21 protein-coding genes are annotated in these 19,062 nt (G+C 61.2%); 4 read left to right on the top strand and 17 right to left on the bottom strand.

Features of this window, described 5'->3' with window-relative positions:
- Nucleotides 1-16 precede the first annotated feature (16 nt).
- Genes N4J17_RS01530 through N4J17_RS01505 form a run of 6 tightly spaced genes read right to left on the bottom strand, consistent with a single transcriptional unit; the run spans nucleotide 17 to nucleotide 6,589 of the window.
- Nucleotides 17-1,522: a DUF3375 domain-containing protein gene (locus N4J17_RS01530; RefSeq protein ID WP_277458545.1), complete on the bottom strand. Its 1,506-nt coding sequence runs from the start codon at nucleotides 1,520-1,522 to the stop codon at nucleotides 17-19.
- Nucleotides 1,492-4,194: a DEAD/DEAH box helicase gene (locus N4J17_RS01525; protein WP_198324186.1), complete on the bottom strand. Its 2,703-nt coding sequence runs from the start codon at nucleotides 4,192-4,194 to the stop codon at nucleotides 1,492-1,494. The genes N4J17_RS01530 and N4J17_RS01525 overlap by 31 nt, the downstream gene beginning before the upstream one ends.
- Nucleotides 4,191-4,439, bottom strand: a complete 249-nt coding sequence (locus tag N4J17_RS01520; protein WP_198324185.1) for a DUF2442 domain-containing protein — start codon at nucleotides 4,437-4,439, stop codon at nucleotides 4,191-4,193. The genes N4J17_RS01525 and N4J17_RS01520 overlap by 4 nt, the downstream gene beginning before the upstream one ends.
- 11 nt (nucleotides 4,440-4,450) lie before the next feature.
- The gene (locus tag N4J17_RS01515) at nucleotides 4,451-4,720 is read right to left on the bottom strand and encodes a DUF4160 domain-containing protein (protein WP_198324184.1); all 270 of its coding nucleotides are present in this window, start codon (nucleotides 4,718-4,720) and stop codon (nucleotides 4,451-4,453) included.
- A gap of 2 nt (nucleotides 4,721-4,722) precedes the next feature.
- On the bottom strand, nucleotides 4,723-6,357 hold the full coding sequence (locus N4J17_RS01510; RefSeq protein ID WP_198324183.1) for a site-specific DNA-methyltransferase: 1,635 nt from the start codon (nucleotides 6,355-6,357) through the stop codon (nucleotides 4,723-4,725).
- 13 nt (nucleotides 6,358-6,370) lie between these two features.
- Nucleotides 6,371-6,589, bottom strand: coding sequence for a helix-turn-helix domain-containing protein (locus N4J17_RS01505; RefSeq protein ID WP_198324182.1), 219 nt, complete (start codon nucleotides 6,587-6,589; stop codon nucleotides 6,371-6,373).
- A gap of 326 nt (nucleotides 6,590-6,915) precedes the next feature.
- On the opposite strand from N4J17_RS01505, the gene N4J17_RS01500 reads away from it, so the two are divergent.
- Nucleotides 6,916-7,128 carry a hypothetical protein gene (locus tag N4J17_RS01500; RefSeq protein WP_198324181.1) on the top strand — a complete coding sequence of 71 codons (213 nt, stop codon included), beginning with the start codon at nucleotides 6,916-6,918 and terminating at the stop codon, nucleotides 7,126-7,128.
- A gap of 203 nt (nucleotides 7,129-7,331) precedes the next feature.
- Here the strand turns inward: N4J17_RS01500 and N4J17_RS01495 are convergent, their stop codons facing one another.
- The 11 genes from N4J17_RS01495 to N4J17_RS01445 form a co-directional block, all read right to left on the bottom strand.
- Complete coding sequence (locus N4J17_RS01495) at nucleotides 7,332-7,982, bottom strand: RES family NAD+ phosphorylase (protein ID WP_277458541.1); 651 nt, start codon at nucleotides 7,980-7,982, stop codon at nucleotides 7,332-7,334.
- A gap of 34 nt (nucleotides 7,983-8,016) precedes the next feature.
- Nucleotides 8,017-8,397, bottom strand: coding sequence for an MbcA/ParS/Xre antitoxin family protein (locus tag N4J17_RS01490; RefSeq protein WP_198324179.1), 381 nt, complete (start codon nucleotides 8,395-8,397; stop codon nucleotides 8,017-8,019).
- Between the two features lie 228 nt (nucleotides 8,398-8,625).
- On the bottom strand, nucleotides 8,626-10,173 hold the full coding sequence (hpnR, locus tag N4J17_RS01485) for a hopanoid C-3 methylase HpnR (RefSeq protein ID WP_198324178.1): 1,548 nt from the start codon (nucleotides 10,171-10,173) through the stop codon (nucleotides 8,626-8,628).
- Nucleotides 10,174-10,332: 159 nt separating this feature from the next.
- Nucleotides 10,333-11,220, bottom strand: a complete 888-nt coding sequence (gene rapZ / locus N4J17_RS01480; protein ID WP_198324177.1) for an RNase adapter RapZ — start codon at nucleotides 11,218-11,220, stop codon at nucleotides 10,333-10,335.
- A gap of 66 nt (nucleotides 11,221-11,286) precedes the next feature.
- Nucleotides 11,287-11,583 (bottom strand): ribosome hibernation-promoting factor, HPF/YfiA family, encoded by a 297-nt coding sequence (gene hpf / locus N4J17_RS01475; protein WP_198324176.1) that lies wholly within the window; start codon nucleotides 11,581-11,583, stop codon nucleotides 11,287-11,289.
- A gap of 33 nt (nucleotides 11,584-11,616) precedes the next feature.
- Complete coding sequence (locus tag N4J17_RS01470) at nucleotides 11,617-13,080, bottom strand: RNA polymerase factor sigma-54 (protein ID WP_198324175.1); 1,464 nt, start codon at nucleotides 13,078-13,080, stop codon at nucleotides 11,617-11,619.
- 84 nt (nucleotides 13,081-13,164) lie between these two features.
- Nucleotides 13,165-13,890 (bottom strand): LPS export ABC transporter ATP-binding protein, encoded by a 726-nt coding sequence (gene lptB, locus N4J17_RS01465; RefSeq protein ID WP_198324174.1) that lies wholly within the window; start codon nucleotides 13,888-13,890, stop codon nucleotides 13,165-13,167.
- 4 nt (nucleotides 13,891-13,894) lie between these two features.
- Complete coding sequence (gene lptA / locus N4J17_RS01460; RefSeq protein ID WP_232470738.1) at nucleotides 13,895-14,353, bottom strand: lipopolysaccharide transport periplasmic protein LptA; 459 nt, start codon at nucleotides 14,351-14,353, stop codon at nucleotides 13,895-13,897.
- A gap of 46 nt (nucleotides 14,354-14,399) precedes the next feature.
- Nucleotides 14,400-14,927 carry an LPS export ABC transporter periplasmic protein LptC gene (lptC, locus tag N4J17_RS01455; protein WP_198324202.1) on the bottom strand — a complete coding sequence of 176 codons (528 nt, stop codon included), beginning with the start codon at nucleotides 14,925-14,927 and terminating at the stop codon, nucleotides 14,400-14,402.
- Nucleotides 14,928-14,971: 44 nt separating this feature from the next.
- On the bottom strand, nucleotides 14,972-15,514 hold the full coding sequence (locus N4J17_RS01450; protein ID WP_277458537.1) for a KdsC family phosphatase: 543 nt from the start codon (nucleotides 15,512-15,514) through the stop codon (nucleotides 14,972-14,974).
- Nucleotides 15,515-15,554: 40 nt separating this feature from the next.
- Nucleotides 15,555-16,547, bottom strand: a complete 993-nt coding sequence (locus N4J17_RS01445) for a KpsF/GutQ family sugar-phosphate isomerase (protein WP_232470737.1) — start codon at nucleotides 16,545-16,547, stop codon at nucleotides 15,555-15,557.
- A 188-nt stretch (nucleotides 16,548-16,735) separates the two neighbouring features.
- Here N4J17_RS01445 and N4J17_RS01440 point away from each other — a divergent pair, with 188 nt between their 5' ends.
- The 3 genes from N4J17_RS01440 to tyrS all read left to right on the top strand — a co-directional run bounded on the left by N4J17_RS01440 (nucleotide 16,736) and on the right by tyrS (nucleotide 18,986).
- Entirely contained in the window at nucleotides 16,736-17,143 is a 408-nt protein-coding gene (locus tag N4J17_RS01440; RefSeq protein WP_198324171.1) for a septal ring lytic transglycosylase RlpA family protein, read from the top strand.
- Between the two features lie 66 nt (nucleotides 17,144-17,209).
- Nucleotides 17,210-17,602, top strand: coding sequence for an iron-sulfur cluster insertion protein ErpA (gene erpA / locus N4J17_RS01435; RefSeq protein WP_198324170.1), 393 nt, complete (start codon nucleotides 17,210-17,212; stop codon nucleotides 17,600-17,602).
- Between the two features lie 190 nt (nucleotides 17,603-17,792).
- Nucleotides 17,793-18,986 carry a tyrosine--tRNA ligase gene (tyrS, locus tag N4J17_RS01430; RefSeq protein ID WP_198324169.1) on the top strand — a complete coding sequence of 398 codons (1,194 nt, stop codon included), beginning with the start codon at nucleotides 17,793-17,795 and terminating at the stop codon, nucleotides 18,984-18,986.
- Nucleotides 18,987-19,062: the final 76 nt, after the last annotated feature.

Genomic DNA, 19,062 nt, shown 5'->3' with positions numbered 1-19,062 from the left:
CCTGCGCCGGACACCGTCAGCGCGTAAAAATCACGCGGGGCAGGCGCGCCTCGCGCGTCACCGCTTCACCCACTGCGTTGCAGGCCTGCCACCGGATCGACTCGATCACGGCCTCATCGACCAGAGCGCGCAAGCCCTCCAGGGCATCGCCGCCGTCCCCGCTATGGGCCAGTTCCAGATAGGCCACCAGTTCGGCGAGTCCTTGTCGCAGAGGCTCGGTCTCCAGCAGCTCACGCAGCGTGATCTGCGGCTGGTGCCGCAGTGCGCGTTGCACGGCAGCCCGCAGGCGCGCCTTGTCCACCACGATCTGGTCGAACAGGCGCGCGGTATCGATGTCGGCATCAAAGGCCACGAGCGCCAAATCGGCCAGGCGCGGTTTCAGGCTCGGCGTAAACAGCGGCCGCTCCAGCGGCAGTTCGATGTCCGCGCCCATGGCGTCGAGGTGCATCACAGTGCTAGAGGGCATGGCCTCGCGCAATGCCAGCGCCTTGCTCTCGATGCCGCGCAGCAAGTCCAGGATGCGGCGGTTTTCCAGAAAGGTGCGGTCGTCGAGGAAACGGCGCAGCTGCTGTGAGAGCATCGCCACCGTGCGCTGCGTGTGTTCGCCCGCCTCCAGCCAGTCGTGATGCACGCGCCGGATGCGTGGCTCGGGCGCAAGCTGCGCGACGGCGGGAAGCTTGAGCACCTGATCCAGCCGCGCGGAAAACTCCTCCTGCCGCCGGCTGGACATCAGGAAGTCCCAGAAGGCGCGGAAGCTCCTGCCCTGGTCGGAGTCGCCGATGGCATCGCGCTCGCCCATGATTTCGTCGAGCAGCGCACCCTTGGCGCCTTCCCACAGCGCGATCTTCTCGCGTACCTTCCGGTCGAGCAGACGGAAGTTGTGTTCCACCTCGCGGAAGTCGGCCAGCAGCTCGCGCGCCAGTTGCTGGAACTGCTGAAAGCGGTCCTTGACCGCCGTGTCGTCCAGCAGTGGAACATCGCCCGCCAGCACGCGGGCGATCTCGGCGTCCAGCTCGTCGCGCTTTTTGCGCAGATCGGCTACGCGTTTGATCGGGTCGGCCTCGGTGCCGGCGCTGATCTGCTCCAGCAGCGCGAACAGCGTGAGCAGGCGCGATTCGGTGCCGACGAACGGTCGCTCGGTCAGCGACGCCAGCCAGGCGATGGCTTTTTCCGTGGCCGGCGTGAGGTCGAACTGCGCCTCGTCCGTGCCCGGCTTGTAGAACTTACGCAGCCAGCCCTTGTCGGGCGCGGCCCAGTCGTTCAGGTAGTCCTGCGCGCCCTTGGGGTACGCCTCCGATCCCCACTGCTCGCGCAAGGCGAACAGCTCGTCCTCCAGCGCCTCGGCCAGATCGGCCTCGCTCATCACGCGCACATTGGGCGCCACGAATACGCGGTGCAGAAAGCTCGCCACCAGCGGCGCATGGTCCGAACGCAGCAGCCGCCAGGCAGGGTGGCGGGTACGCAGGGCGTCGAGAGCGGCGAAGTCGAGTGTCATGTCAGGAGCGGTTCGATCCAGTCCCACCGCTTGTCTTTGACCATCACGAACCGGCACCGGCCTTCTGACAGATTGGCCCACAGGCCGCCGATCAGGCGGTCATCTTCAGCCTCCTTCCAGCGGTCCGCGCCTTTGTATTCCACCGCCAGAATCGGCCCCGGCTGGCCTGCCGAGTCGGGCAACTGGCACAGAAAATCGGGATAGAACCGGCCATCGGCCTTTTGCAGGAAGAACGAGCAGCCTTCGCGCCGAACCAGGTTGCGCACCCAGAACCGGATACGCCCCTGCTGCGCCCACTTATCCAACTGGCAGGCGCACTCGAATTCCTCCTGGCTGTCGAAGTCGCCGATGCGCCCATAGAAGTGCTTGCGGAAATCAAAATGGCCAAAGCGCCCATCGTAGTCGCGGCTGGGGGCGTAAGCCTGGGCGTGAAACTCGAAGGCGTATTGATCGGTCACCGCCACGCGCTCGGCGGCTTCCATGCCAAACAGCGTCTGCTGGAATGCCTTGCCCACGGCCTGCTTGCGCAGTTCACGGATGCGCGCCTCGACCAGATTGCGGATCAGAAACTTCTGAAGATTGGCGCGTGCCAGCGTGAAGCCATCCCGGCGAAGTAGATCGGTGAGCCACGCCGCGACAAAGGCCTGCTTGCTGGCATGGGTCAGCGACTGCTCTGGCAGGTTGCGGCACAGCCAGGTGGCGATGCGAATCTCATCCCAGTTTTCGGGTTGATAGACGAGACCCAGATCGCGCTGCAATTCGGGCAGGAAGCGGGACACGACGTGGCCGCCCTCGTCGATGTCGATCTCGCCTCCTTCCGACACTTTCAGCGCCGCGCCCAGTGCCGTCAGGTCATCGGCCGTCGGCGCGGCATCGCAGGGTGAGAGGTCCCACGGATACTCCAGCACCTCCGGGTCATCAAACAGCGCCAGCTCGCCCTGCACGCGCAAGGCCAACTGCGGCACGCGGAAACGCTCGCCCATTTCGGCGGGCGTCTGGAAAAACTCAATCGCCGTGGTGCGGCTGATTTCGGCGGCTTCCGCAATCGCCGCTGCCGCCGTTTCCGAAGTGACCGCTGCCTTGAGCGCTTCGGCCTCGTCCTCCGTGAGCGGTGTGCTGATCGTCAGCCGGTTGAGCTTGCCGTCCCAGCTCACCTTGTCACGTACCGGCTTCGGTACGCTCTTCAGGTCGGGCTTTTCGGACAAGGTAATCGCCACCGGCCGCACGACCACGCGCCCGGCGTGGCCCTCCAGGTCGAGCCGCGCCTGTTCGGCCTTGGCAGCAGTGACAAATTCCGTGACCTCGCGCCGCTCGAACCCGGCGCCCGCCACCAGACGGTCGCGCAGCGCGCCCGCCGTCTCGGCAAAGTTGCGCGACACCACGAAGGCATAGGACTGGTTCAATGCCTTCGCCTGCCGGTGCGCCGCATCAGGCTGACGCAACACACGCCCGAGCAACTGCTCCACCGCCGTGGCCGACGATAGCGAAGCCATGCTCACCAGAATGTAAGCAAACGGGCAGTCCCAGCCCTCGGCCAGCGCCTTCTGAGTGATGACAAACTTCACCGGGCAGGCCGGGTCGGCAATGCCCAGCTTGTAATCGGCATCGATCTGCTCCAGCCCCTTTTCCTCGCCGGTGGCCACCACGATTTCGCTGGCAGGAATGCCGTGGTTGGCGATCAGCTCGTTTTTTACCTTCTCAAAATCCAGCGTCTCGATGCCGGCGCGGCGCGGTTCGGACTGAATCAGCACCAGCGGGCGCAGATAAGCCGCACCTGCCCGGCGTTCTTCATCCGCCAGCTTGTGCAGGGCATCGCGCCGGGCGATGGCATCGGCCAGACACTGCTGCCAGTTCGGCTCGGTTTCCAGCACCACCGGCAGTTTGATCATTTCTTCCGCCTTCAACTCGGCGGCGGATACGCTGTGCAGCACATTGCTGGGCGTGCGTTCCAGATCGGGCGTGGCGGTCAGCTCCATCACGCCGCTGGGGCGGAAGCGCGCCAGCATGTCGAAGGCCAGTTCGGTGCGGCTGTTGTGCGCCTCGTCCACCACCACGAATGGCCGGCGCAGACGCAGCACGTTGGCCAGCGAGTAGGGCGTGGTACGTTCGCTGCCTTCGCCATCGGTCAGCAACTCGTCGCGCAGCAATGGCGACAGGTTGTCGAAGTGATGCATCAGTGCGCCGCTGGACTGATACACCTTGCGGCACTCTTCCTCTTCCACCTGAAACGCCTGGCGCGTGGCGACGATCACCGTGGTCGAGGTGTCCAGCGTGGCGCGGGTCACGCTCTTGGCCTCTTCGAGATCAAGCACCGTGATCGGCCCCGCCTCTCGCAGTGCGGCGTGATACGGGTGGCTGCGATCCTTCAGTGCCTTGATCGTCTGCTCACGAATCGGCTTGCTGGGCACCAGCCACAGAATCACGCTGTGCTCGCAGCGCAGCAGGTGGGTGTTGACGAGTTGAACGCTTTTCGCCGCCAGCCAGGTCTTGCCGCCGCCGGTAGGCACGCGCAGGCAGAAATACGGCATATCGGTCGGAAAGCCCGACAACGGGTTGTACGACAAACCGCGCCCCCACAGGCGTTCGGTGGTGGCGGTGAAAGCAATCGAGGGCGAGGGCAATTCATGGCAAGCCTTGAAATAGGTCTCCACGCTGTCGAGCACCTGCTGTTGGTATTTTTTGGCCAAAAACGTGTTCATGCCGTTACGCCTGCAGTTTCGCCACGAAGATAGAGCGTGTCCGGCGAGACGTCGATATCGTTGGTCCACGCTACCGTGCCGTGCTGCACATGCGCGCTCTGGAATAAGGCCGGGTCTTGTAAGTGGGCAAAGGCGGGATAACGCAAATACGGCCGCATGTCGAAGCGGCGCAACTCGCCATTGGCAAAACGCACGAGCAGCGTGTATTCGGGCAGCGCCTTTACCTCAACCACATCGGGCGTCATTGCCATCCTCCTCAACGCAAGGGATCAATCTTGAACGGCGTCTGTCCTGTGCTGGCCAAGTACCAGTCGGCCATCAGTTCATCGCGGTGAATTTCGATCCATGCCTGGAGCAGTTTCATTTGCCGCGTCGGCAATTCGCCTTCCAGCACCTCACCGTCGGGAATCTGGATCACCGCCTTGAACTCGTTGTAACGCACATGAATGTGTGGAAGATGATGCTTGTCGGTATCCAGCACATACATGGCCACCAAAATTCCGTAAAACATGCTGATGGTCGGCATGGTCAAACTTCCAGCGCGTAAGGGGTCTGCTTGAAGGTGATGCCCTCGCGTGCGGCGCGGGCGCCCATGCGGTTGGCGGCGGCGTAGATCACTTTCGGGCCGGCGAACTTCGGCAGTACATCGAACACCGGGCCGGTGAGCACATTGCCGCCCGCCACGGATTTGTCCTTGAGGATGCCGTTGTAGAGCAGATAAATGGCACGGCCCTCGTGGATGCCCAAGAGCGGCGAACATGGCTCTCCCCTCTCCCCCTGGGAGAGGGGCCGGGGGTGAGGGAAACCCGTGCCGGTTTCCACAAACCAGACGAATTCGGCCAGTTGCGCGAATTTCACGTCGCTGCGGATCTGGCCATCGGCATCGAACAAGGGTTCGGCGGAGAGGCGGCAGAACTGGAAGCCGCCGCCGAGGCCCTCTACTGTTTGCCCTTTGGCGTTGGTATAGCCGCTGGCGACGCGGCGCACCCGCTCGTCGGTGACGTTCTGGGCGATGTTCTCGTCCATTTCGACGAGGATGAAGCGACGCTTGCCGCCGTCCTCGGCATTTTGTTTCAGCACCGCATGGCCGGTGGTGCCGGAACCGGCGAAGGAGTCGAGGACGAGGGAGTCCTTGTCGGTGGCGATTTGCAGGATGCGCTGAATGAGCCGGGTGGGTTTCGGCGTGATGAACACGTCGTCGGACGAGTTGAAGTCGACCAGTTCGAGCAGTTCCTTCTTGCCTTCCTGAGTGTGGCCAACCTCTTGATAAAACCACATCGTCTGCGGCACCCGACCGTCCTTGACCTCGTGCAGGAAACGTTTGATCTGCGGAATGGCATTGCCATCCTTGCCCCACCAGATGCGGTTATCGCGGTCCAGTTCCTCGAACTTTTCCTTTGAAACCCGCCAATACATTCCCTTGGGCGGGGCTTCGATTACTCGCCCAGAGGGGCAGTTGATCGAGTACGTTCCCGCCGAGTAATAGTTTCGCGCCGACAAATCGCTCGTTTTCCAGACGCCTCGCGGGTCCTTGTCAGGATTCTTGTACGCAGCATTCTGTTCTTCCGTGCGCGGCAAGAGATTCGGTTTCCAAGCGTCGGCCTTGGCGGCATAAATCACGATGTAGTCGTGGTCTTCGGAGAGATGGCGTGCCGAGTTCTTCGGCGAATAGACCTTCTGCCATAGAACCGTCGCCACGAAATTCTTCGCCCCAAAAACCTCATCCATCAACAGCCGCAGCGTCGCCACCTCGTTGTCGTCGATGGACACAAAGATCGCACCGTCCTCGCGCAGAAACTGTTTCAGCAGCAACAAGCGCGGGTACATCATGCAGAGCCAGCGGTCGTGCCGATCCAGCGTTTCGCCTTCCTTGCCGACCACCTCGCCCAGCCACTTGCGAATCTCCGGGCTGTTGACGTTGTCGTTGTACACCCAGCCTTCGTTGCCGGTGTTGTAGGGCGGGTCGATGTAGATGCACTTCACCTTTCCGGCATAGCGGGGCAGCAGCGCCTTGAGCGCGTGCAGGTTGTCACCCTGCACGATGAGGTTCCCGGTATCCGCCGGGCCGCAGGAGAGTTCCGGCACCGGCTCCAGCAGGCGGAAGGGCACTTCCTTGTGGTGTTTGACGACGGCTTCCTTGCCGATCCAGTTGAGTGTGGGCATTCAGACCATCCCTCTATTTTTTTCGCGGCGATGCCGGAGCCGCATCGCCGTGTTTTTCTTCATCCGCGCCACCGCCGCGTATCCACTCATCCACCTCGGAAACCTTGAATTTCCACAGGCGACCCACCCGGTGTGCCGGCAGCCCACGGCGCGAAATCCACCGGTAGATCGAATCACGTGTCACGCCCAGATGCTCGACGAGCTGCTCGACGGATACCCAAGGCTCAGTCATCACCGGACTCCTGAAGCAGATGGATTGGATCGCATAAAATCGGTCTGAGTGGTAAAGGCTGTAATCTATCAGGTCCCATCGGACCGGGGTAGGGGGATGCGAGGTGCTTCGTAAATGACCGGGCTTCCCCCTTTGTAACGAGGCGTTCGGGATGGCGTCGCCGGTCACTCCCTGGAGCCTGCGATGGACCCCCAGGAGTTGTGTGCGGCCGATCCGGACATTCAAGGCTGGCGCTACAGGGTGTTTGTGACCACGCTTGACATGCCGAGGGGAGGGATCTGGTGGGAAGGGCGGATTGTGGCAGTCCCGCGAAGCGGAATGCGGCTTTGCCGCACAGAACCGCAATCAAGGAACTCAAGGCGGATTTCGGTCTGGACGCGTTCAGCATGCGCGACTTCTGGGCCACCGAAGCGGCCTTGGGCTTTGCCATGCCCGCCTACAAGCTGATGAGCCTATTCCGGCAGGCCGTGTTGCGCTCCCGGATTCAGCACATGCTCTCCACCCTCCACGGCCTGGTGCAGGCCATCGGTGGATTGTGACACGCGGACGCCAGCCAGAATCGCCTGATGCTGTCGTGCCTCGCCGAAAACGCGCCTGGTTCGCCGGCCTCTCTGAGGCCGGGAATACGAGCCGTGTCCGAAGTGGCTTGAATGGCCAATCCTGGCTGCTCCAAGCTCTGCGGCTCTATCCGCGTAGTTAAAGAGGCACTGCTGTAGTTGCGTTGGTGAGGTTCGATGCTTTGCTAGAACTCGAACACCCAGCTCTCCCGGTCCAATTGCCGTTGCCAGACGATCCGGGTGGGAGGCTGAATCAGCAGGTTCCAGGTTTGCTGGCTGTTCCGGTAGGGTTCGGGGGCTGATTTGAAAACTTTTGGTGTCAGCAAAGCCAGGCAGAATCCGCCGGGATCGCGGACCGATTGGTAGCGGATGGTTTCGATGCCGGCATCCCGCGCATGCTCGGCAAGGGTTTGGGTGGCCGAGTAATCGGATGGGTGTGTCCAGGCATCCCGGTCGGACGACAGCGGCGGGCGGGAGAGGTCGATGGCCTTGTCGGCCGCGGCGGCGAATTCGAACAGGGTCAGTTCGACGGTGGCGGAGCGGTCCGAGAGTCCTTCGCTGTCCAGCCAGAACCGGAGCCGCCAGTAGCCGCATTCGGCGCAGGCCGTTTTCCTTTCCTCTGCGCCATAGAACACGCCGGGATCGGTGCTCCGCCGGAACCGCGATCCGCCTGGCAGAGGCCAATACCGGAAGGGTGTCGCCAGCAGCCAGTGCAGACCTTCGGCGGCGGCGGGGAGGGGGGGCTTCGCTTCGTCGAGGATGTCTTCCAGTAGCGATTGATCGTCCAGCCTGCCCGCCGTCAGATGCATGGTGGCGACGCGATGCTGGGCTTCCACTGCCCGCCATCCGGTGCCCTGCCATGGGAATGCTTCAGAGGCGAGCGCGGTGGGCGTCCAGGTATTCACAGGCATGGATGAGGCCGTCGATGCGTTTGATCACCTCCAGCGGACGTTCACCATCGAAGGCTTTGTTCGCCGATTTCAGCCAGCTCCGAGCCAGTTCGTCGTCGCCGCCGACCAGGGAGGACAGGGAGCGGTAGAGACGCACGAAGTGGACGGCGAGTTCCCATACCTTGCCGCCTTCGGGCAGGACGTAACGACCGTTCAGCAGGCGGGATGCGGTGGGCTGACTGGCGCCGATGATGTTTTTCAAATCGCTGGAGCCCAGCCCTAAGCGGCGGGCCGATTCGACGACCGCCTGGGTGAGGACACGGGCGCGGTCTGTAGCGGGGGCGGATTCGGGGTGCAGCATGGCGGATACTCTTTCGTATCAAATTATTCTGAAGAATATTCCTGTCTTTTCGTGAATGCAAAGAATAAAATTGTTCCGGCCCCGAGGGGGTCTCTTCGGAACACGATACAGTGCCGAACTGCCCGTTTCCTCCTCGAACGGCTGAAGATTAGGGCGCCGCCGGGCGAATCGATGGCTGGGGCATTTGCGGCGGTGCGGGGCGACCGGTGTCTCTTGGACCGTGTCTCGTCAGCCGGTTGCCGCTCCCATCCGCCCCTCGTCCACGAATTTTTCCGTGGCGTCGTCCAGGGCTCGGCTCTTGCGGCCCTGGCTGCGGTGGACGTACAGGGTCTTTGCGTCGATTTTTCGGTCCGGGAGGGGAGGGGGCAGACTCATCGGATATTTCACCGGTTGACGGTGGTCCGCCAACTGCAGTTCCGGGTTGAAGACGCTGTTGAATTTCCACAGGCTGCGGAGGAAGTTCGTCTGTCCGTGCAGCAAATGGCCGCCGAGGATTTTCAAGGTGTCGCGCGCCGCGGCCCAGCCCATGTGCTTCTTGTAGAGCACCTGCTGGGTTTTCACCAGTTCGCCATAGAACTCGGGCAGCGGAAGCCGGGTGGGGAGAACGGCATGCTGGATGTCAAACAGGCGGTAGTCGCGGGTGGTGAGCTGGCGCGATTCGGTGTGCCAGCTTTCCGTGCCGGGGTAGGGTGTGTTGACACTGATGTTGACGATCTCCGGAATTTCCATGCACCACTGGCGGATCACCTCAAAGCGCTCCCTGTCCCAGTCGGGATCGGCGATGAGGTTGATGGCGACGGTTATCCCTAAGGACCGGGCGAACTCCAAGGCCTCGAAGTTCTTGCCCAGGCTGACGCGCTTGCGGAATTTCTGCAGCCCTTCGGCGTCGATGGCTTCGACACCGAGGAACATATATTCCATGCCCAGTCTTTTCCAGAACTTGAAGACTTCCTTGTTGCGCAGCAGGACGTCGCCCCGGGTCTCCAGGTAGTACTGCTTCCTGATGCCTTCGCGGGCGATGGCTTCGCCGATTTCCATGCCGTGCTGGGCTTGGATGAAGGCCACGTCGTCGACGATGAAGATGCCGGGCTCTTTGATGCGCCGAAGATCTTCCATGATGCGCTCGGTGCTCATTACACGATAGCTGCGGCCGTAGAAAGTCCAGGCGCTGCAGAAACTGCAGTCCCAGGGGCAACCCCGGCTGAATTCAATGGAAGCGCAAGGGTCCAGAGTGCCGAGGAAATATTTGCGGCGGTGCTTCAGCAGGTCCCGGGCCGGGAGGTGCTCGTCCAGGTTATTGGTGAAGCCGGGCGGCGGCCCCTCGCCTGTCAGGCTGACCACGCCAGGCACCTCGTCAATATTGCCGCCCCGGGCGAGGGTCTCCAGCAATCTGGGGGCGCCGGCTTCGCCCTCGCCCCGCAGCACGCAGTCGAGCAGACCCTCACCATGGTCCAGCAAGTCTTTGGCAACGAATGAGGCACTGTGGCCGCCGACGAAGGTGAAACATGCCGGCAGACGGGTCTTGGCGGTTTTGGCCAGGTCGATGACTTCGGGAACGTTGGCCAGGTAGTTGAGAGAGAAGCAGACGACGTCCGGGCGCCAGGTGTCCAGTTCGCGCAGGAAATCTGCGTGGGACTCCACTTGCAGGTCCATCAGCCGGATGTCGTGTCCGGCGCGCCTCAAGGACTCAGCCACCAGCTCCAGGCCCAGCGGTTCCAGGCGCAGGAAGACCTTGGTGTACATGAGAGGACTGGGATGTACGCAGAAGACCTTCATGGGATCTCGGCTCCTTCCTTCATATTCTTAAGGTTCATCGAAGAAGACGCTGTCGGAGAGGATGTCCGACGGCGAACGGTCGGATCGTCTCACATGGGCGGATTTCTGACTACTCGCGCGGATAGGGTGGGAGAGTTCCCGAGATCCGAGGACGCCGTTTTACCTTCCGCCTTGGTTCTCATCGGCCGGCTGGGGGAGCTCCCGATGTCGGACCAGCAGGTTGTAGCGGTCGCTGTTCAGCCGTTCGGCCAGCGCTTCGACGAGATAAACGGAGCGGTGCTGGCCGCCGGTGCAGCCAATCGATACGTTGAGATAGCTGCGGTTTTCCGCCAAGAAGCAGGGTATCCAGCGTTCCAGGAATGCCGTGAGGTGGTTCAGGTAGTCGTGGACGTCCGTGCTTTCCGCCAGAAAAGCGACGACTTCCGGGTCCTTGCCCGTCTTCGGCCTCAGGCTGGCCGTCCAGTGCGGATTGGGCAGACAGCGGGCGTCGAATACGAAATCGGTATCCATGGGTACGCCGTGCTTGAAGCCAAAGGACTGGAGGCAAAGCGACATCAGCCCGCCGCTGGGGATGCCGACACGTTGGCGGACCAGCTCGCGCAGTTGATGGATGGTGGTATAGGTGGTGTCGATGTTGAGGTCCGCCCGGCTCAGTACCGGTTCCAGGAGGTGCCTCTCCAGCTCGATGGCTTCCGCGAGGGGGACCGATGCGTCGGTGAGGGGATGCTTGCGACGGGTTTCGCTGAAGCGCTTAAGAAGGGTTTCCGGCTCGGCGTGGAGAAATAGGATCCGGCAGTCTACGCCCAGCCGCCGGGCTCTGGCCAGGATGTCGGGAAAGCCGGTGAGATTCGCGCTCTGGTTGCGGGCGTCGATGCCGATGGCGATCTTGTCGAACGCGCTCGACTGGGATGCGATCGCCTGCTGGAGAAACGGCTCGATCAGGGGGGCAGGCAGGTTGTCGATGCAGTAGTAGCCGCAATCCTCGAGTGTGTCCAAAGCGATGCTCTTGCCCGAGCCAGAGAAACCGCTGACGATGATGAGCCGCATCTTGGGACTTTCGGCGCCTTGGTGTGCTGATGCCCAGAACGGTATCACCGGGGGGTGACGGTCCGGTTACGGGCGGCCGTGGTGGTTCAGTTTCTCCTTGTGCTTGAGGATCTGGCGGTCCAGCTTGTCGACAAGGCCGTCGATGGCGGCGTAAAGGTCTTCCTGGATGTCTTCGGCAAACAGGCTGGCACCCGTCACCTGTACCGTGGCTTCGGCCTTCTGCAGCAGTTTTTCCACCGACAGGATGACGTGGACGTCGAACAGCTGGTCGAAATGGCGTTCCAGTCTCTGGAACTTCTCGGTGGTGTAGTTTTTCAGGGCGTCGGTAACGTCGATGTGGTGTCCGCTGATGCTCAGCTGCATGAGATTCTCCCAATGTCGGAACTTAAGTGGCGCTTAGAACAGTTGCTTTCTTTCGTTGGACGGCGGAATGCCCATCGCTTCACGGTATTTGGCGATGGTCCGCCGCGCGACGTTGATGCCCTTGTCTTTCAACATGCCGGCGATGGCATGGTCGCTCAAGGGCCGGGTCGCCTCTTCCTTGCTCACGATTTCCTTGAGGAACGCCTTGATCGCGGTAGCCGAGCATTCTCCGCCGGAATCCGTGGACACGTGGCTTGAAAAAAAATACTTGAATTCGTAAATGCCGTTGGGCGTGTGCATGTATTTCTGGGTCGTCACCCGCGAAATCGTCGATTCGTGCATAGAGACTTCTTCGGCGATGTCGCGCAGCACCAGAGGTTTCATCGCGGTTTCACCGAGCTCGAGAAACTCGCGCTGGCGGTCTACGATGGCGCGCGCCACTTTGAGCAGAGTTTCGTTGCGACTCTGCAAGCTTTTGATGAACCAGCGCGCTTCCTGCAGGTGATTCCGCATGGTGACGTTGTCGGAGCTGCTGTCCGCCCGTCGGATCAGGCCGCTGTAATAGGGGTTGACGCGCAGCCGGGGTGCGATTTCGGGGTTGAGGGCGACGGCCCATTCGATCCCCTGCCGATAGACGAAGACATCCGGGATGATGTACTGGTAGTCGTCGGGCTCCACCGCGCGGCCGGGTTTCGGGTCGAGGGACCGGACCAGGCGGATCACCGCGGCCAGTTCGTCGTCCTCCAGTTCCAGCGCTTTCTTGAGCCGAACCAGATCCTTCTTGGCGAGCAGATCGACGTGGTGGCAGACCAGTTCGAGGGCTTGAGCACGGTAAGGGGTGTTCTCGGGCATCTGCTGCAACTGGATGCGCAGGCAGTCGGCCGGGTTTTCCGCAGCAACGCCGGGCGGATCGAAGTTCTGGATGCGGTGCAGAACCGCCTGGACTTCGTCCTGTTCGAGATTTTCGAGTTGCGAGCTCAACCCCTGGGTGATTTCGTCCACAGTGGCATCCAGATAGCCGTCATCGTCCACCGCGTCGATGATGGCGGTTGCGATCGCATGATCGCGCTCGGTGAAAGGGGTGAGCTCCATCTGCCAGCGCAGGTAATCCTGCAGGTTTTGTCCTTTGCCGCGCTGCCCCAGGAAATCTTCGTTCTCGGGCTCTGCCGCGTTGCTCGGCGCATAGCTGTGCATACCGTCGAAAACATCTTCCCAGGATGAGTCGACCGGCAGTTCGTCCGGGATGGTGGTCTGAGTATCGAGGTCTGGGAGCTCTCCGTAGCTGGGTTCGGCGGAAGTAAGCGACGCTTCTTCGCTTGCAGCGTTCAGGACGTGCTCTTCCTCGTCGATGACTTCCAGCATCATGTTGGAATCCAGGGCCTGCTGGATTTCCTGTTGCAATTCGAGCGTGGACATCTGCAACAGCTTGATGGCCTGCTGCAGCTGGGGCGTCATGGCCAGTTGCTGCCCCAGCCGAAGTTGCAGTGATTGTTTCATGATCGGTCTAACGCTCTGTATTCCAGTGTGGTGCGATAATTGCTTATGTTAGCGCAACGCAACCGCAACAAAAAGCCGTTTCGCTCAAAGCGAAAAATTGTCTCCCAGATAGACCTGTCGGACCTCGCGATTATTCACGATTTCAGTCGGATTGCCCTCGGCGATGACTTTCCCCGCCGCCAGGATGTAGGCGCGGTCGCAGATCCCCAAGGTTTCGCGTACGTTGTGCTCGGTGATCAGGATTCCGATGCCGCGGTTTTTCAGGTGTTCGATGATGGTGCGGATGTCGATGATGCTAATCGGGTCGACACCCGCGAAAGGTTCGTCGAGCAGCATGAAGCGAGGTTCACAGGCGAGAGCGCGAGCGATCTCCACCCGCCGCCGTTCGCCGCCGGACAGTCCTGCGGCCCGCTGGTCCCGCAAGTGGGAAATACTGAACTCTTCCAGCAGTTCTTCGATGATCAATTCCTGCTGTCCGCGCGTCAGCTCCGGGCGGAATTCCAGTACTGCCCGCAGGTTGTCGGCGACTGTCAGCTTGCGAAAAATCGACGGCTCCTGAGGAAGGTATCCCAGACCCAGTTTCGCTCTCGCATGCATCGGCATGTGAGTGATAGGGCGTCCGTCGATCGAAATGGTTCCCTGGTCCGGCCGTATCAGCCCGACGATCATGTAGAAACTGGTCGTCTTGCCGGCACCGTTCGGGCCGAGCAGGCCGACGATTTCTCCGGTATCGATCGACAGATTGACGCCATCGACGACGGTGCGCCGGTGATAGCGCTTGCCGAGGTTTTCTGCGATCAGGGTGCTCATCGGCTTACTTCGGTTTCCCGGCTTCCGCCTTCGGTGCCAGTTTGACGCGCACCCGTGACTTGTTCGACTGCGGATCGCCCGCCTTCACAAAATTCTTGTGGCTGTCGTATTCGATCCGGTCGCTTTCGGTGGAGTCGCCGCCCTGCCAGACCACGGCCTTGTCGTACAGGATGAGAATGCCGGTTTCGGGAAAATATTCGGCACGCTGGCCGGTACCGTGGATGTCCTCCTTCCCTCCGTCCGGCGTCTGTTTCAGCCGGACCGGGTTCCCCCAAGCCACGACCTTCTCGGTTTTTCCGCCTTTCTGGTAGACGATCATCTTGTCCGAGTCCACGATCAGGCTGCCCTGGGTCGAGCGCACGTGGCCGACGTACACGGTTTGCCCGGTGGCCTCGTCGTAGGTGGCGGTATCGGCCTCGATGTAGATCGGCTGCTTGGCGTCGCTGGAAAGCCCGAACGTCAAGCCTGGCCAGAGGCAGGACAGGGCGAGGACGCCTAGCGTTCTGGTTCTAGCGCACGTCGTGTTTTCTGCGGACATTGGAGAGAATGGTAATTTTGAGTTGATCGCCGAAATGAACCTGGGCGCCGTCGCCGGAGAGGAAGTCCGGATCGCTGACGACCTCGACATGGTCTGCGGTTTCGGCGTAATCCCGGCTGGGATCGACCACGGCGTTGCTCGTCACCACCCGGATCGCCCGGCCATTGCGGTCCGCGTCCCGCTGAATCAGCACGGCGCCTTCCAGGGCAATCGTGCCGTCCGGCCGGAGGGTGCCATGTTCGGAGGAAACGACCCAGGGCGGATTGTCCTCTTTCGAAAACATCGTGTATACCGGCGCCTTCAAGTCGGTGTGGTCGTCGCCGATGTAGTGTGTGAGTACCGGCGCCATTAACAAATTCTTCGCCTTGCCGCTCTCATCCAGCGACGTTCGCCGGATGTTGAGGGAGAAGTAGTCGACGGTACCATGTTCGGCTTTCGCATCGCCGTCCTCTTTGGGTTTGATTCTTTGCGCATACCAAGTGCTGCCCAGTGCCGCCATGGCGAGCAAAGCGATCGCAACGAACTGCTGGCGCGTCAGGGTGCTCAGAGGAACCTCGCCATCGCCAGATCGAGCGTGCCTTGAGCGTGCATGATCAGGTCACAGACTTCGCGGGCGGCACCATTGCCACCGGTCCGGGCGGTCAGCCAATGGGCCTGTTCGGCGGCCAGAGGATGGGCATCCGCCACCGCCACGGCAAGGCCCGCCCGCCTGAAGAGCGGGACATCCGGCAGGTCGTCGCCCACATGTGCGATCTGAGCATCGGCCAGTCCCAGGTCCGCCTGGAGCCGGCCGAAGGCTTCGAGTTTGTCCTCGAAGCCCTGAAAGCAATGGCGGACGCCCAGGCTCTCCATCCGGCGCCGAACGATTTCGGATTCGCGGCCGGAAATCACCGCGACCTCGACCCCGCTTTCCCGCAGCAGCTTGATGCCGAGACCGTCCCTGGTGTGAAAGGCTTTGTATTCGACTCGCTGGAGGTCGAAGAACAAGGTGCCGTCGGTCAGTACGCCGTCTACGTCGAAAATCGCCAGGCGGATGGCCGCGGCGCGGACCAGGACGTCCTGGCTTGCTTTGAAGGGGGACGTCACGGGCGGTTCCGGCCGGGGCATCGGCGCGTGCGCGGATTGCTCACAATACCCCCGCGCGCAGGAGATCGTGCATGTTGATCGCCCCGATCAGTCGCCCGTCTTCCACGACCGGCAGCGCACTGATCCGTTTCTGTTCCATGATCCGGACGGCCTCGGCGGCGAGCAGGCTGCTTTCGACGGTCACGCAGGATCGGGTCATCACCGCGGCAATCGGAGTCGCGTGAATATCCTGGGCTTTTTCCAGCAGGCGGCGCAGATCGCCATCCGTGAATACGCCTTGAACCGTGCCGGCGCCATCGACGATCGCCGTCATGCCGAGCTTCTTCGCCGTCATTTCCAGCAGCGCATCCCGCACGCTGGCTTCCAGCCCGACGACAGGGGTGTCGTCTCCTGTGTGCATGATGTCGCGGACGAAGGTCAAAAGGCGTCTGCCGAGACTGCCACCAGGATGGGAAAACGCGAAATCCTCTCGCGTGAAACCCCGCGCCTCGAGGAGTGCAACGGCCAAGGCGTCGCCCATGGCGAGCGCGGCCGTGGTGCTCGAAGTCGGCGCCAGTCCCAATGGGCAGGCTTCCTCCCGGACGCCGGTGTCGAGGTGGATGCTGGACTGGCGGGCGAGCGTTGAAAGGCGGTTGCCCGTCATGGCTATCAGCGGGATTCCGAGTCGTTTGATCAGTGGCAATATCGTCAGAAGTTCCGCCGTTTCGCCGGAATGGGACAGAGCCAGCACCACGTCGTTGCGGGTGATCATGCCTAGATCGCCGTGGCAGGCTTCGCCAGGATTGACGAAGAACGCCGGGGTGCCGGTGCTGGCGAGGGTCGACGCTATTTTTCCCCCAATATGGCCGGACTTGCCCATGCCCGTGACGACCACGCGGCCGCGGCAGTCAAGAATCAGCCGGCAACCGGCGGCGAAATTCGAGTCGATCCGGTCGGCCAGAGCAATTATCGCGGCGGCCTCGGTGTTTATCACATTGACGCCGAGCGCACAGAGGGTGTGATCGTCGAAAGTCGGATGCTGTGGGTTCCCCATGGATGGTGATATTTTCCGTGTGCGCAGGGAATTATGCCATATCCTTCATCGTCTGCCCGTTGTCCGCCGGGGACGTGGCGTCTGCCGAGGTATCATAAGAAATCGCATTTGCAGGTTGCCCATGGCCGCAGGTCTTGTTTATCATGCGGGCGCAATATCCCAACGAAGCTCTTGCAGGAGGTCGACTGATGCAAGTGAACGGCAAGATAGCGCAGGGTGTTTTATCGCTCGTGCTGGCGGCCAGCTGTCATTTGGTTCAAGCCAAACCACTTCATGAGAAGTACGACAAAAGAAGCCGTAGCGTAGGGTTGGCATCCTACTACAGCGACCGGTTTCACGGGCGGCGGACCGCGAGCGGTGAGCGCTACAACCGCGACGCACTGACGGCGGTCCACAATTCCTTTCCTTTCGGTACTCTCCTTCGGGTCACGAATCTCAGAAACCAGCGCAGCGTGCTGGTTCGCGTCAACGATCGGTCGTCGCACCGTCACGGCCGGCTTCTCGATCTTTCCAAGCGGGCCGCCAGGGAATTGGGCTTCATCGGGGCGGGGCTTGCGCTCGTTAAGCTCGAAGTCATCGAATTGGGTGCGGGTTAGCCGGCGCATCTTCAGTGCCGTTGCAACTGGACCGGACCTCACTCGGGGGTTGCCTGGATTTAATTCTTGACGATCGAACTAGGAATACTCTATCGTTTTGATTTTGATAGAGTGTGGTGCGATATGAGCGCAGAAACCATCAAATTTACCGACAGCGCGGCCCGTCGTGTGAGCGAGCTGCTGGCCGAAGAGGGCGATCAAAATCTCAAGCTGCGGGTCTACGTGACGGGCGGCGGATGTTCGGGATTTCAGTACGGCTTCACGTTCGATGAGGTCGTCAACGAAGACGACACGGTCGTCGAGAAGAACGGCGTGAGCGTGCTGGTCGACCCGATGAGTCTTCAATACCTCCAGGGTGCCGAGATCGACTATACCGAAAGCGTTTCGGGCGCCCAGTTCGTAATCCGGAATCCGAATGCAACGACGACCTGCGGTTGTGGGTCGTCGTTCTCTGTCTGACGGTACCCCGCCCATCCCGGCGACGTGTGTATGTTCGCCGGGCGGGATTTTCCCGGCGGTTCGGGATTCCCTCCCGCCGGCCCACATTTTCCCTTATCCTAAACCGCTTCTGGCGAGTCCAGCACTGGACTCTTTTACAGGCCGAAGCCGGCCGCGCCGAATCAACTGAGCGACCTTCCGAAGACGTTCCATGAATGATGTAATGACCCAATTGCTGCGCGGTACCCATGAGGTGCTGCGTCAGGAAGAACTGCAAACGCGTATCGAAAGCGGAAAGCCTCTGCGTATCAAGGCGGGATTCGACCCCACTGCGCCGGATCTGCATCTCGGGCATACCGTGCTGTTGAACAAGCTCAAGCAGTTCCAGGACCTGGGGCATGAAACGATCTTTCTCATCGGCGACTTCACCGGCATGATCGGCGATCCAACGGGAAAGAATGTCACGCGAAAACCCTTGACGCGGGACGAAGTGATCGAGAATGCCAAGACCTATGAAGAGCAAATCTTCAAGGTGTTATGTCCGGAGCGAACGCTGGTGATGTTCAATTCCAGTTGGATGAATGCGATGACTTCCGCCGATCTGATCCAGCTCGCCGCGAAGCACACAGTCGCCCGGATGCTCGAGCGGGACGATTTTGCCAAACGCTACGCCGGCGGACAGCCGATCTCCATCCACGAGTTCCTGTACCCGCTGATCCAGGGCTACGACTCCGTTGCCCTCAAGGCCGACGTCGAACTCGGTGGAACGGATCAGAAGTTCAATCTGCTGGTCGGGCGTCACCTGCAGGAAATCTACGGTCAGGCGCCTCAGGTGGTCATGACCATGCCCATCCTTGAAGGGCTCGATGGCGTCCAGAAGATGTCGAAATCGCTGGGCAACTACATCGGCATTGCGGATCCGCCCGATGAGATGTTCGGAAAAATCATGTCCATTTCGGACGATCTCATGTGGCGTTATTACGAACTCCTCAGTTTTGTCCCCCTGGCTGAAGTCGCGCGCTGGCGCCGGGAGTGCTCGGAAGGTGCGAATCCGCGTGACATTAAAGTCAAGCTGGGTCAGGAGATCGTCGAGCGTTTCCATGGTGCGGCGGCCGCGCGAAAGGCTCTCGAAAATTTCGAAGCCCGTCATCGGGACAATGCGGTGCCTGACGATCTGGTCGAACAGGTCGTCGCTGTCCCCGAGGGCGGTTATCCCATAGCAAACCTCCTTCATGATCTGGCGCTTACTGCATCGACGTCAGAAGCGCTTCGGCTGATCAAGCAGGGCGGCATCAAGGTCGACGGGGAGCGCGTGGAAGACCTGAAATGCAGGATGGCCGCCGGCGGCACTCATATCATTCAGGTGGGGAAAAGAAAATTTGCCAAAATTCGTCTCACCCCTTGACGTCATTCAGTGATGCTGTAGAATGCGCGTCTCTTTCGGTGCGCGCGCGGTGTGGTATGGGAGCCGCGGGTGATTC

The organism is Methylococcus capsulatus, from assembly GCF_036864975.1.
Classification (GTDB): Bacteria; Pseudomonadota; Gammaproteobacteria; order Methylococcales; family Methylococcaceae; genus Methylococcus.
This window is presented reverse-complemented; position numbering and strand designations above follow the sequence as displayed.

Excerpts from the sequence above, each read along its gene's own strand:
- N4J17_RS01510 (WP_198324183.1), bottom strand. The coding sequence starts at position 6,357 with ATGCCCACACTCAACTGGATCGGCAAGGAAGCCGTCGTCAAACACCAC.
- N4J17_RS01470 (WP_198324175.1), bottom strand. The coding sequence starts at position 13,080 with ATGAAACAATCACTGCAACTTCGGCTGGGGCAGCAACTGGCCATGACG.
- tyrS (WP_198324169.1), top strand. The coding sequence starts at position 17,793 with ATGAATGATGTAATGACCCAATTGCTGCGCGGTACCCATGAGGTGCTG.
- N4J17_RS01505 (WP_198324182.1), bottom strand. The coding sequence starts at position 6,589 with ATGACTGAGCCTTGGGTATCCGTCGAGCAGCTCGTCGAGCATCTGGGC.
- N4J17_RS01445 (WP_232470737.1), bottom strand. The coding sequence starts at position 16,547 with ATGGGGAACCCACAGCATCCGACTTTCGACGATCACACCCTCTGTGCG.
- hpnR (WP_198324178.1), bottom strand. The coding sequence starts at position 10,173 with ATGAAGGTCTTCTGCGTACATCCCAGTCCTCTCATGTACACCAAGGTC.
- N4J17_RS01440 (WP_198324171.1), top strand. The coding sequence starts at position 16,736 with ATGCAAGTGAACGGCAAGATAGCGCAGGGTGTTTTATCGCTCGTGCTG.
- rapZ (WP_198324177.1), bottom strand. The coding sequence starts at position 11,220 with ATGCGGCTCATCATCGTCAGCGGTTTCTCTGGCTCGGGCAAGAGCATC.
- N4J17_RS01520 (WP_198324185.1), bottom strand. The coding sequence starts at position 4,439 with ATGACGCCCGATGTGGTTGAGGTAAAGGCGCTGCCCGAATACACGCTG.
- lptB (WP_198324174.1), bottom strand. The coding sequence starts at position 13,890 with ATGAGCACCCTGATCGCAGAAAACCTCGGCAAGCGCTATCACCGGCGC.
- N4J17_RS01490 (WP_198324179.1), bottom strand. The coding sequence starts at position 8,397 with ATGCTGCACCCCGAATCCGCCCCCGCTACAGACCGCGCCCGTGTCCTC.
- lptC (WP_198324202.1), bottom strand. The coding sequence starts at position 14,927 with ATGGCGGCACTGGGCAGCACTTGGTATGCGCAAAGAATCAAACCCAAA.
- N4J17_RS01525 (WP_198324186.1), bottom strand. The coding sequence starts at position 4,194 with ATGAACACGTTTTTGGCCAAAAAATACCAACAGCAGGTGCTCGACAGC.
- hpf (WP_198324176.1), bottom strand. The coding sequence starts at position 11,583 with ATGCAGCTGAGCATCAGCGGACACCACATCGACGTTACCGACGCCCTG.
- N4J17_RS01515 (WP_198324184.1), bottom strand. The coding sequence starts at position 4,720 with ATGCCGACCATCAGCATGTTTTACGGAATTTTGGTGGCCATGTATGTG.